Source organism: Gemmatimonas sp., assembly GCF_036405635.1.
GTDB lineage: Bacteria > Gemmatimonadota > Gemmatimonadetes > Gemmatimonadales > Gemmatimonadaceae > Gemmatimonas.
Window position 1 is genome coordinate 1 of record NZ_DASWXE010000041.1, and the last position, 11,812, is coordinate 11,812.

Annotated in this window: 8 protein-coding genes; 3 read left to right on the top strand and 5 right to left on the bottom strand. The window is 65.5% G+C overall.

Annotation, left to right across the window (positions count from 1 at the left end; genetic code table 11):
- Positions 1-400 precede the first annotated feature (400 nt).
- The 3 genes from VGE27_RS02985 to VGE27_RS02995 are packed head-to-tail and all read right to left on the bottom strand — an operon-like array spanning position 401 to position 3,586.
- Positions 401-2,473: a S9 family peptidase gene (locus VGE27_RS02985; RefSeq protein ID WP_331048145.1), complete on the bottom strand. Its 2,073-nt coding sequence runs from the start codon at positions 2,471-2,473 to the stop codon at positions 401-403.
- Between the two features lie 41 nt (positions 2,474-2,514).
- On the bottom strand, positions 2,515-3,024 hold the full coding sequence (locus tag VGE27_RS02990) for a hypothetical protein (RefSeq protein ID WP_331048146.1): 510 nt from the start codon (positions 3,022-3,024) through the stop codon (positions 2,515-2,517).
- 31 nt (positions 3,025-3,055) lie between these two features.
- On the bottom strand, positions 3,056-3,586 hold the full coding sequence (locus VGE27_RS02995; protein WP_331048147.1) for a hypothetical protein: 531 nt from the start codon (positions 3,584-3,586) through the stop codon (positions 3,056-3,058).
- Positions 3,587-3,729: 143 nt separating this feature from the next.
- On the opposite strand from VGE27_RS02995, the gene VGE27_RS03000 reads away from it, so the two are divergent.
- Positions 3,730-4,965 (top strand): EAL and HDOD domain-containing protein, encoded by a 1,236-nt coding sequence (locus tag VGE27_RS03000; RefSeq protein WP_331048148.1) that lies wholly within the window; start codon positions 3,730-3,732, stop codon positions 4,963-4,965.
- A 44-nt stretch (positions 4,966-5,009) separates the two neighbouring features.
- Here the strand turns inward: VGE27_RS03000 and VGE27_RS03005 are convergent, their stop codons facing one another.
- Complete coding sequence (locus VGE27_RS03005; RefSeq protein ID WP_331048149.1) at positions 5,010-5,936, bottom strand: 2-dehydropantoate 2-reductase; 927 nt, start codon at positions 5,934-5,936, stop codon at positions 5,010-5,012.
- 125 nt (positions 5,937-6,061) lie between these two features.
- On the opposite strand from VGE27_RS03005, the gene VGE27_RS03010 reads away from it, so the two are divergent.
- On the top strand, positions 6,062-6,931 hold the full coding sequence (locus tag VGE27_RS03010; protein ID WP_331048150.1) for an ABC transporter ATP-binding protein: 870 nt from the start codon (positions 6,062-6,064) through the stop codon (positions 6,929-6,931).
- Positions 6,932-6,939: 8 nt separating this feature from the next.
- On the top strand, positions 6,940-10,749 hold the full coding sequence (locus VGE27_RS03015; RefSeq protein WP_331048151.1) for an ABC transporter permease/M1 family aminopeptidase: 3,810 nt from the start codon (positions 6,940-6,942) through the stop codon (positions 10,747-10,749).
- Here VGE27_RS03015 and VGE27_RS03020 read toward each other — a convergent pair.
- A partial coding sequence (locus VGE27_RS03020) for an alpha-hydroxy acid oxidase (protein ID WP_331048152.1) occupies positions 10,738-11,812 on the bottom strand: 1,075 nt, incomplete at its 5' end. The two genes, VGE27_RS03015 and VGE27_RS03020, sit on opposite strands and share 12 nt — an antisense overlap.

Here is an 11,812-nt window from a genome sequence, read left to right on the forward strand (position 1 = left end):
GGGGAACGCACTCCGTCGCAAAGCAAGGCGTCGAGCATGACCGGATCATCCCCGCGTGTGCGGGGAACGCGGGGATTTCCCGTTCCGGATCACCTTCACCAACGGATCATCCCCGCGTGTGCGGGGAACGCCGGGGCCGAGCGTTCGACAAACTGGTCGTAGGCGGATCATCCCCGCGTGTGCGGGGAACGCTCTTAGCAGCAACTCCAATGGTACCAATCAATTACGTATGTTGTCAAACAGCTACCGAGCAATACCGCCGCCTGAATGGCCGCGAGAAGATCACATGTTTCGATAGCCCTGACACGCCGACCTGAATTCATCAGGTCCTTCGATCCGTCCGGTGCCACAGACCGCCCCGAGCTCTTCGAGATTGGCGATCATTGCGGTGCGCCGTTCTCTAGCGTGTTGGCCCGTGCTGATCCAACCACCCCTGCACATACGCCATCTTCTGCAGCCAGTGGCTCGGCACCTCTCGAATACCATGAGGCTCACCCGGCACCTTCACCAACACCGCCTCCACGCCACGAAAGCGCAGCGCGCTGTACCACTGCTCTGACTCGCTCATCGGTGTGCGGTAGTCCAGCTCACCAGTGAGCACCATCGTGGGTGTCTTCACGAACTGCACGCGCGACAGCGGTGAGCGCTTCGCATACTGCGCTTCGTGATCCCAGGGCGCACCGGGGAACCAGGTGGTCGTGCCACGCGGTGTATCGGCGGTCCATAGCCACGATGTCCAGTTGATCACCGGATACTCCACCACCGCCGCGCGATAGCGATTCGTGTGCGAGGTGATCCACGCCGTCAGCACACCACCGCCGCTGCCACCGGCCACGTAGAGACGCGTGGTGTCCACGATGCCCCTGGCGATCACGGCATCCATGGCGCTCTCGAGATCGAGACGGTCGAAGTTCGGATAGTCGTGATGAATGCCGTTCGCGAACTTCTCACCGTAGCTCGTGCTGCCACGCGGATTCACGTACAACACGAGATAGCCGGCGCCGGCCAGTGCCTGCTTCTCCAGATCGAAGCGGTCGCCGTAGCCCAGGAACGGACCACCGTGAATCTCGAGTAGAATCGGGTACTTCCTGCTGCCATCGAAGTTGGGCGGCTTGATCAGCCACGACTGCACACGCCAGCCGTCGTGCGACGATGGCGTCCAGAACATCTCCACCTCGCCCATCTTCGCACGCGCCAGCAGTGCGGCGTTCATGCCGGCCAGCAGTTTGGGCATGCTGTCGCCAGTGGCAGCAGTTGCCACACCACCGGGATGGTTGCCGCGTGATGTCACGAACGCCACACGCCCCGCGCGGGACATGCTGTAGCCGGCCCCTTCGTAGGCGGTCTGCCCATTGCCCAGGTGGCGCGCCACAACCCGCGGCGTGCCGCCACGCAGCGGCACATACCCGACCTGCGTCTCACCTTCGTTGTTGAGCTCCACATACAGCCCACGCGAATCGGGCGCCCACACCGGGCTGCCCACCGAACGATCGTACGACGCAGTGAGTGACCGGCGCTCCGTGCCGTTGGCACGCATCACATACAGCTCGTGATTCTGGTAGCCCAGTCGCTTGTCGTCGTAGCCCGTGAACGCGATCCACTGCCCATCGGGTGACATCATCGGCCGATTGTCGGGCCCGAAGCGGGCCGTGAGCGCCTTCACCTCACCCGACGCCACATCCACCGACATCACTTCGGTATCGGTGCTTTCGATCTCATAGTCGGGACGGCGATTGGCACTGATCAGAATGGTGCGACTATCGGGTGTCCACGATGGCACGCCACTGCCGCGTCCATTGCCACCGCCCACATGGTACGCGCCCTTGGTGAGCTGCCGCGTGGCGCCCGTCGCCACATCCACCACGAACAGCTGCGACCAGCCACGCTCCAGTTCACCCGCGCCATCGAAGCGATAAATGAGCTTGTCGAACGCACGCGCCGGTGGTGCCCATGTGGCCCCAGTCGGTGGCGCGATCTGCTGCGCGATGTTCAGTGCGGGCTCGGGCACCAGCGAGGTGAAGGCGATCTGCTTGCCATCGGGCGACCAGGCGGCGCCGAGTGGTCCCCGCGCGACCGACGTGATGCGCTTGAGCGCACCACCCGCCACCTGCATGGTCCACAACTGCGCACCACCCTCACGATCGGAACGGAACACCAACTGCGTTCCATCGGGTGACCAGCGCGGCGCGGTTTCATTGGTGCCGGTCAGCAACTGCTTGTGCGCCGACCCATCGGCGTTCACCGTCCACAAGGTGCGCAGCCGCTTGTCGCGCAACGAATCGACATTCATGCGCACGTACACGAGCTGTTTCCCGTCGGGCGAGATCTGCACATCGCTCGCCGTTTCATGAAGCAGCGCGTCGCGCGGCATCACGCCACGAGACTGCGCCTGCATCACGACCGGGGACAACAACACCGCCGCCAGCGCAGCGAGCGGTGCCGACAGCACACGAGGGACGGGACACGGGGTCATGCGGGAATCTCCTGGAGGATGGCCCAACTTATCCCGCGTACTCAGAGATAGCGCGCCACCGCCATACCCATCGCACTGCCTACCAACAGCACGATGTTGAGGGTCGATCCCACACTCGACCGCTTCTTGCACCGCGCGATCTCCTGCTGCAGCACCGTTCGCTCGGCCTCTGACGCACTGCCCATCGCATTCGACAGCGTCGCGATCTTCACGGCTGCCGGACGTGACACGGCCATCGCCAGCACAAACGCCAGTATGGCGGCCACACCACCCAGCCCGAACGCCTGACCCATCGGCGACGCCATGAACGCGCCCGGGTCGCCGCCGGCGATGATCCAGAAGAGCCGAATCCCCGAAAGCAGGGTCAGCACCGACGAGCCCAGCAACCAGTGCATCATCCCGCGGTCGCGCAGGGCCAGCATCAGCGCGCCGCCGGCCGGACCAATGCTCATGGCCGCGGGCATCAGAAAGAAGGCATTCACCACAGCGGCACCCAGCCAGAAGGTGCCGGACAGGATGTGCACCAGGCGGAGAAGAAGGAGTTCAGTCATGCGCTGCACTACTCCCTCACCGCCCCTTCAGTCAAGAATCCTGGGAACCTGTCGGTTCCTGAGGGGGCTCCTGAGCAGGCCCCGGCGCTGGTTCCGCACCGGTGGCGGGGGCATCGGCCGGCGTGAGGGTCGGAAGCGTCACCCCCGCCTTGGCCGCCCGACGCTCCAGCGTCTCCCGGTCGCCCAGGCTCCTGATCAAGGCGTCGGCCTCGCGGTTCTGCAGGTACCGCCCCTTCTCCCAGCCTTCCACGATGCCCTTGGGCGTTCCATAGATGAGCTCGGCGAATTGAGGCACGGTCAATCCCAGCGACTCCCGCAACTGACGGATGGCGCGCGGCGCCAGCAGCTCGTTCGCCAATCGGATCTGCTCGGTGGCCGACTTCTCGGCCGCGTCGCGCTGGTCGATGGTCCGCTGCTCATGCCCGCACTTCTCACACCGGTAAAACTCACGGGTCACCTCGGCCGCCATACCACTCAGACGCACCGTCACGTGCTCCGTCTGCAGCGCGTACCGCCCGCCGCAGCCCCGATGGAGGGTGCCATCCAACGTTGCCAGACTCATAGACCACCTGCACGGGAACCACGCCCACACCCGGAAATCGGGTCGTCCGGGGTTCGTGCCCCCGGGAGCGCCTGAATCGTCTGTAGAGTCGCTGGGACGCTGTAGTCCCCGCTACCCCTCCCCTGTACGATCGTCACTGCGCCATGTCCGATTTCTGCCTTGTCCGCCAGCCTGTCTTCGGCTCCACCGGATCCCTGATCGGCTACGAACTCCGGTTCAATGAGTCCGAAGACGGCCAGCATGGTTTCGTCCAGAGCTTTCTGAGCGGCACCTTCGATCTCGTTCGCAATCGCCTGCCGGCTTTTGTCGCGGCGTCGCCGACGCTGCTCATCGAAGATGCGTTCCTCGCGGCAGAGCCGGGATCGGCGATCGTGCTGCTGCCCTCCGATACGACCGCCGATGATGTCCTGGTGGAAGCCATCGCCCGGTACCGGGCGGCGGGCGGTCTGGTGGCCATCGACCACAAGGGCGCTGAGGTGTCAGCCGCCGAGTCGCTGCTGCCGTATGTGAGCTGGGTGCGGGTGGATGCGCGGGCTGGCAATGCCGAGACCCTCGCGGCCGTCTGCGGCCGTCTCACCAGCACGGCAAGTGCATCGGGTGCAGCGCCCAAGCTCATCGCGGCGCACGTCGAGGAGATCGAGCACTACGAGGCCACGCTGGCGAGCGGCTTCCATGCCTTCCAGGGTTCGTTCTTCAGCCGTCCCGAACCGCTCCCGTCGGCCGATATGCCGCAGAGCACCGTGGCCGCCATGCGTCTCATGGGTCTCGCGCGTGATGGCAACGTCAGTGATCGCCAGCTCGAAGATGTGATTGCCACCGACCCGGTGCTCACCTTCCAGTTGCTGCGTCTCGTGAATTCCGCGGCGCTGGGTGGACGTGGTGTGGCCTCCATTGGCCAGGCGCTGCGCCTCATCGGCCGCAATGCGTTCCTGCGCTGGCTGGCCGTGGCCGTGGCCGCCGCCCGCAAGAGCAAGACGGGCGTGGACCAGGAGCTGGTGCGTCAGGCCGTCGAACGCGGTCGTTTGCTCGAGCAGCTTGTGGGCGGTGGACGCGACAGCGGAACGCTGTTCCTCGTGGGCCTGTTCTCGCTGCTCGACTCGGTGTTCCGCATGCCGCTCAGCGAGATTCTGGACCGTGTGGTGCTGAGCGCCGAAGCCAACGATGCGCTGCTGGAGCGCTCAGGCCCGTACGCCAACGCACTCGACTTCGCCGAGAGCTACGAACTGGGGCTGTTCGAGAACGCGACGATCATTGCGAAGGACATGGGTGTGGATCAGTCGAAGATCAACGACTTCTACACCAACGCGATCATCTGGACGGCCGAGGCATTGGGCGCGGCGCTGGAAGCGCAGCAGCCCGGCATGAAGCGCGCGAGCTGAAGGCACGCCGGCATCGCTGCCCAGCGCGAGACGGCACACGAGACCTATCGGCTCGCGGCGACGTGGGCGTCGTGCACGGCGCGTAGCAGGGTGAACATGGTGTTGTTCACCGGGGTCGGAATGCCATGCTTCCGGCCCGCAGCGACCACCGCGCCCGTGAGCGCTTCGATTTCGAGTGGGCGTCCGGCCAGTCGGTCGAAATACATCGACGTACCGGCTTCGGCCGGATACGAGAGGATGGTAGCGAGCGCCTGATCGGCCGCGTCGTCCGGGAGCTGCGCACCTTCTGCGCGCCCGACCGCCACCGCCTCGTGCAGCGTTTCCATGCACAGGGCCTGCACATCATCGCGCCGCAGTACCGTCATGCGCTCCATCGCCAGCGCCGTGATGGGGTTGGCGATCACGTTGAGCAGCAACTTCCGCCAGGCGAGCGTGAGAAAGTCGGCGCTGACCAGCGTGCGCATCGGCGCGCCATGCAACAGCTCGGCGAATGCATGCCCATCGGCATCATCGCGTACCGCAAACTCCTGGCTATCTGCCGGACGCATGCGTACATGGTCTGCTGCCAGGCGTTCGCTGTTGTAGTAGACGATGGTGGGCACGATGGTGGCGCCGCCAACCAGCGGCGTGAGACGCTCGACATGGCCGATGCCGTTCTGCAGCACAGCGACGCGGGTGTTGGGCGTGCACAGTGCCGCAAGCCATGAGGCGCTCTTGGGTACGTCCTGCACCTTCGTGCTGAGCAGCACCCAGTCCACCGGCGTGGCCTGCGCCGGGTCAGTGATTGTGCGCAGCGGGGTGCGCACCACGCCATCCGGACGCTCCACCGTGAGGTGGTCGATGGACGTACGTACACAGGCCAGCACGTCGTGACGATCGGCGGCCCGCAGCGCGCCAGCAATCACGCCGCCGATGCTGCCAAGTCCAACGACGGCCACGGTCTGGCGCGGGGATGCAGAGCTGGGGTGCACGCGGGTCCTCGTCTGGCGAACGAAACAGGGGGTGGTCTCCGCACGATCGCATTTAGATCACCCTTAATCAATCATTTGATCTTGTTGGTGCGAAACTTCAGGCCGGTGGGTCCGTCCTGTCGGCCATGCTCGCACTCCACGACGTCTCCCGGACCTATCCCAACGGTGTGCATGCCCTGCGTGGCGTCACACTCCGCATCGGCGCGGGGCTGTTCGGACTGCTCGGCCCAAACGGCGCTGGCAAGTCCTCGCTCATGCGCACCATCGCCACGCTGCAGCCCATGGACGCCGGCACCATCACCATGGACGGTGTCGACATCTTTGCCGATGTCACGGCGCATCGCTCGCGACTTGGCTATCTGCCGCAGGACTTTGGCGTATATCCCGGCTTGTCCGCGCGCGCGCTGCTGGACCATCTCGCGCTGCTCAAGGGCCTCACGGACAAGTCCACGCGCCATGCGCAGGTGGATGCGCTGCTGCAGCAGGTGAACCTGTGGGAGCATCGCCATCGCGCCGTGAGTGGTTTCTCCGGCGGCATGCGCCAGCGTTTTGGCATCGCGCAGGCCCTGCTGGGTGATCCGCGGCTGCTCATCGTGGACGAACCCACGGCAGGGCTCGACCCTGCGGAGCGCAGCCGCTTCTACAACCTGCTCAGTGCCGTCGGCGAGCAGGTCGTGGTGATTCTTTCCACGCATATCGTGGAAGACGTGCGGCAGCTGTGCACCCACATGGCGATCATGAATCGCGGACAGGTGGTGTGTGAAGGCGTACCGGACGATCTGGTGCGCGACATTGAAGGCCGAGTGTTCAGCCGCAGCATGGGCCGGCAGGAGACGTGGACCGATACGGCGCGTGGCACGCCGCTGTCGCACACGCTGCATGCCGGACAGACACGCCTGCGGCTCCTGGCTGATGCAGCGCCCGATGCGCAGAGCGTGCCCACGGCGGCGACTCTCGAGGATGTGTACTTCCGCGCGATCGGGCCCCTGCCGTGAGTGCGACCGTGTCTTCGCAGAACGGCGCCATCTGGCCGGGCTTGCTGACGTTCGAGCTGCGCTATCAAGCATGGCGCGTGACGTTTCTGGCCACGGTGTTGCTGCTGGTGCTGTTGCCGCTCACCACGGTGCTCACGCGATTCGGTCCGCCGGGCGATGCGATCAACGGCGCCTTCGTCGTCACCGAGACGATGGGGCTGTTCTCGCTGATCAGTGTATTCGCGCTCCCCATGCTGTGTGTGCATGCGGCACTGCGCGACGATGAACACAACATGCGTGCGCTCATCGAATCGCGTCCGGTTTCACGAACCTCCGTGCTGGCCGTGCGCTTCATTGGCGTGGTGCTGCTGTTGCTGGTGGCCATGGCGATGAGCACCACGGTACTCGCCGTGCTGCCGCTGGTCGTGCCCCTGCCGGCTGATCGTCTCATGCGCTTCACGCCGGCGCCGTACCTGCAGGCCTTTGTGCTGCTGGTGATTCCCAATGCGCTGTGGTGCAGTGCGTTGCTCTTTGCGGTGGCGGCCGCGTCGCGCAGTACGCTGGCCACGTTCGTCGCCAGTATTGGCATCTATGCGGGCTACATGGTCACGGCGCTCATGGTGGACAGCCCGCTCATGGCCGGAACGCGTCCTCCCACACCGGAGCTGCTGGCCCGCGCAGCACTGCTCGACCCGTTTGGCCTGTCGGCATTTTTCGAACAGACGCGCTACCTGATGCCACGCGATCGGCAGGAGCAGGCGCTGTCTCTCAGTGGCCACCTGCTGCAGAATCGCATATTGGTGCTGGCGCTCTCCGCACTGTGCCTCGCCCCGCTGGTTCGTCTCGATCGGCGCATGGCGCGCGCCACCGGTGCACCACGACGCCGTTGGTTTGCGCGACTGCGTGGCCAGCACGTTGCTGCTGGCGCTGAGGCGCAGGAAGGGCATGCTGGAGGACACACCACGCCGATCACTAAGCGTATACCGGCAACGGTGCAGGTGTCCGGCGTTGCGTCATGGATAGCGTCGGCCGGCGCGGTAGTCCGGCTCGAGTGCCGCCTGCTGCTTGGCAGCTGGCCGCTGCTCGCGCTGCTTGTCATGTGGATTCCGGTCATTGCCATCGAAGCCGATGGTCAGCTGAAGAGCGGCGACTACGGCACCCGTGTGCTCGCCAGTACGGCGCAACTGGCCGATGCGGTGCCCATTGCCCTCAAGCTGCTCGGCGCGCTGTGCGTGCTGTACTTCGGCGCCGATGTCTTTGCCCGCGAACGGTTGCTCAAGTTCGATGGCATCCGCGACGCCACACCGGTGCGCGGCACTGCGCTGCTGGCCGGCAAGCTCATCGCGCTGGCATCGGTGCCGCTGCTGCTCACGCTCACGGGGTACGGCACCACGGTGGGGATGCACCTCGCCGCCGGCGGATTGCCCATCGAATGGGACGTGCTGGCGTTTCATGTGCTGATGTCGATGCTGCCGCTGGTGATGCTCGCCGGGTTCGCCGCCGCGTTGCAGGTGCTGATCGGCAATCGTTGGGTGGCGATGCTGGTGGGCCTCGCCGTGCTGCTCATCGCCGAGCAGGGCGAATCGCTGGGCTATGCGATCGGACTGGTCAATCCGTTGTGGCGCTTTGGCAGCGCACCATCGTTGATCTGGTCTGACTTGAGCAGCTACGGCAACACGCTCGTGAGCTGGCTGGCATTTCAGGGCACGTGGTTGCTGGGCACCCTTGTGCTCCTCGGTATCGCCGCCGCCATGTGGCCGCGAGGCGAGGTGCTGCCGTTCTTCCAACGGGTACAGCGTGCACCGCGGATCATTCGCCAGGGAATGGGTCAGCGCGGACGTTTGGCACTCATCGCGGGTGGCGTATTGTACGCCGCCGTGCTGGCCGGAATGGCCTGGCAGACCAGCGTACGCACCACGCTCGAATCGCCGCGTGAAACGCTGGCCCGTCGCGTGACCTACGAGCGCACGTACCGACGGCTGGCTGGCGTACCGCAGCCCGTGTTCACACACGTGGCCATGCATGTGAAGCTCATGCCCGCACAGGCACGCGCCGATGTGCACGCAAGGCTACATGTCGTGAATCATACTGATGCGTCCATCGATACGCTGTGGTTGGTGTTCCCCACCGACCTGTCGGGCGTGACCGTGGGCACGGCCACCGATGCCGGCGCCGTTTCGTTGCTGGAGCCGCTGCTGCCCGACTTGGCACAGCGCGCCGATCGTCATACAGCCCAGTTGGTGCGCATCGATTCATTGCATGCCGTTCATGTGCTCGCACTGCGCGCACCACTCGCGCCTGGTGATTCGCTGCCACTCGTCATGCATGCCGTGGCCGATCGCGGTGGTATTCGCGCCGACGGCAATGCGTTCGACATCAGTGGTAACGGCACCTTTCTGCACTCGTCCGACGTACTGCCGCGATTTGGCTATGCACCGGGTCGTGAATTGCGCGACAGCACCGAGCGCGTGCAGCAGGGATTCACCACACTCGCGTCGCCCGTGTTGCAACCAGCGAGCGCCGAGGATGCGCTGCGCGCGCAGGTGGCCGCGCACGGACAATCACCGGCGTGGTTCACTGCCGACGTGCGCATCGTGACCGATGCCGACCAGATCGCACAAGGCCCTGGTCTGCTGGTCGACAGCGCGCGCACTGCCACCGAAAGCCGTTGGCACTATCGCACCACACGCCCCACCTCGGCCGCGATGGCCGTCAGCAGCGGACGGTACGCGGTGCAACGCGCCACGGTACAGACCGCGCGAGGCGCAACGCCTGTGGAGGTGTGGTACAACCCGCGGCATGCAGAACCCGCGTCGCGTCTGCTCACCATCGCCACCACATCACTCACCCAGCTCGAGCGCGAGTTCGGTGCGTATCCGCACGACGTGTTGCGCATCATCGAAGTACAGGCGGGCTTCCGGTTTGGCGCCTACGCGCTGCCCGGCAGCATCTACCTCACCGAGACGCGCGGCATGCTCACCGACGCGCGCAGCACCGATGTGGACCTGCTGCTGCGCCGCATCGGTCATGAGGTCGCCCATCAGTGGTGGGGGCATGCGGTCAACCCGCTCGACACCGAAGGGCGCTTGCTGCTGGTGGAGACCACGGCGAAGTACGCCGAGCAGGTGCTGCTGGAGCAGGCGCATGGTGAGGATCGCCTGACTGACATGCTCGCCTTCGATCACGACCGCTACCTCGGCTCGCGCACCATCACCGAAGCGACGCTGCTCACCATGTACGACGAACCCGAGCTGTACTACCGCAAGGGCACGCTGGCTCTGCATGCGTTGCGGCACACCTTGGGCGACAGTGTGGTGCGTGACATCCTGCGCGACCTCTTGGCCACGCAGAGCGGACCAAGCGGCACGGCCAGCGCACAACAACTGCACCGACTGCTGCGCGCTGCGGCCACGACGCCTATCGCGCAGAACACCGTGGACGAGTGGCTGACCGACCGCGTGATCTACGACCTCACGGTGGACACGACCTTCGCGGCCTCGTTCAGCACAACTCCCGAGGGCACGCAGGTGAAGGCACGATTCACCGCCCAGCGTGCGGCAATACGTGGCACCGGCGCCGCAGCGCACGAAGAGACCACACCGGCTGATGGCGTTCCCATCGTGCTGGGTCTCCGTGATGACACCGGCGCACTGCGCGAACTGAATGTCATGGCTCAGCGTGGTGTGGTATCGCTCGATACCATGGTGCCATGGCCCGTGCAGTCGGTGACGATCGATCCCCGTATGTATCTCATCGACCGCGACCGTTCCAACAACGCGCTGGTCAACAAGGATTTGGCGAAGACCGCAGCCCCGCAATCAGCGGCGTCACGTCCATAACACGCTGCGATCGATGGCATTCACGGAGGTGCGCCCCGTGAGTGCCATCGCCATCTCCAGTTCGGTGCGCAGCGTGCGCACCACGCGCGTCACCCCCGCCGAGCCGTCCACCGCGAGCCCATAGAGATAGGGCCGCCCGATGAGCACCGCCGATGCGCCGAGTGCGATGGCCTTGAGCACATCGGTACCGCGCCGGATGCCACCATCCACCAGCACGGGCAGTCGGCCGTCGATAGCGTCCACCACACGCGGCAGCGCCACGGCCGTGGACGGCACGGTGTCGAGATTGCGGGCGCCGTGATTGGACACGATGACCCCCGAGGCACCGTGCTGCACAGCGAGCCGTGCATCGTCGGGATCCATGATGCCCTTGAGCAGCACCGGCACCGTGGCGATGCTGCGCAGCCACTCCACGTCTTTCCACGTGAGGCGCGGCTCGAGCACCGCGCTGTAGATCGCGCCTTCGGGTGGACGGTGTGCGGCATCGGCGGCCACCTGGGACATACCCGCGAGATTGGCCCGCGTGAGCCCGTCCGGCAGGTGAAAGCCGGTGCGCGTTTCTCGGTAGCGTGCACCGAGGACCGGCGTGTCCACCGTAAGGCACAGGGCTTCGCAGCCGGCTGCCTCCACTCGCTGCACCAGCGCCCTGGTGAATTCGCGATCGGGCTGGATGTACAGCTGGAACCAGAGCGGCCGGGTGGTGGCGCGCGCCACGTCCTCGATGGGCGTATTGCCGAATGAACTCACGATCATCGGCGCGCCCGCATCGCTCGCCCCACGTGCCGTGGCCACTTCGCCTTCGGGATGAACGAGCTGATGGTAGGCCGTGGGCGCCAGCAGAATGGGGTGCGGCAGTGTCCGACTGAAGAGCTGGACCGAGGTGTCAAGCTGGGACACGTCCACCAACGCCCGCTGGCGGAGGCGCACCGCGTTCCAGTCCTGCTCGTTCCAGGTCAGGGTGCATTCGTCGCCAGCGCCGCCGCTCACGTATTCGAAGGCCATCGGCGACATGCAAGCCCGAGCCGCCATCTGTATGTCGGACAGACTGGCAAGTGGCGTATTC